Origin of the sequence: Allokutzneria sp. NRRL B-24872 (genome assembly GCF_002155965.1) — a bacterium.
Lineage (GTDB): Bacteria > Actinomycetota > Actinomycetes > Mycobacteriales > Pseudonocardiaceae > Allokutzneria.
Map to the genome: position 1 here is coordinate 1 of NZ_MUMH01000454.1, position 570 is coordinate 570.

At 70.9% G+C, this 570-nt stretch carries 2 protein-coding genes; one reads left to right on the forward strand and one right to left on the reverse strand.

The genetic code is table 11. The annotated features are described in order from the left end of the window. Positions 1 to 200, forward strand: a 200-nt coding sequence (locus CCN37_RS38630; protein WP_210408441.1) for a hypothetical protein, incomplete at its 5' end; no start/stop codon positions are given. Positions 201 to 225: 25 nt separating this feature from the next. On the opposite strand, the gene CCN37_RS38635 is transcribed toward CCN37_RS38630, so the two are convergent. Then, on the reverse strand, positions 226 to 414 hold the full coding sequence (locus CCN37_RS38635; RefSeq protein ID WP_059146576.1) for a Rho termination factor N-terminal domain-containing protein: 189 nt from the start codon (positions 412 to 414) through the stop codon (positions 226 to 228). Positions 415 to 570: the final 156 nt, after the last annotated feature.

Here is a 570-nt window from a genome sequence, read left to right on the forward strand (position 1 = left end):
GGATCCTGCTCGGGCTGCTCTCCACTGCCCTCGCCATCACCCTGGCCACACTGGCGGTACGGCGGCCGGTCCACACCGGGACGGCCGCGCTACTCGCGCCCGTACGGCGGCTGCAGTCCGGGCATATCGGCGACTACGTCACCTGGCTGGCCGCCGGGACGGCACTGCTCACGGTGCTGACCGTCCCGGGGGTCCGCTGAGACCGAGACGCGCTCGGTCCCGTGGTCAGCGGTGGCGCAGTGCCGAGATCAGCTGACTCTTGGACATCTGGGACCTGCCCTCGATGCCCGCCTTCTGGGCCTCGCGGTACAGATCCTCCTTGGTCCGCATCTCCATGCTGCCCGACTTGGCGCTCCCTCGGGCCGCCATGCCGCGCGCCGTCGACTTCCCGCTCTTCGTGGTCGCTTTAGCCATGTTCCGCCTCCTTCCGCCTCAAGTGTCCGGTACGGGACGGAAGGACGCCTGCGGGACTACTCCGAGCGCGAAGGCGGAGGACCGGAGATTGGGACCCGGCGGGACCGGAAGCCCGGCCCGGGGGCCCGGAGCCGGGTTTACGGCTCCTTGCGGCCC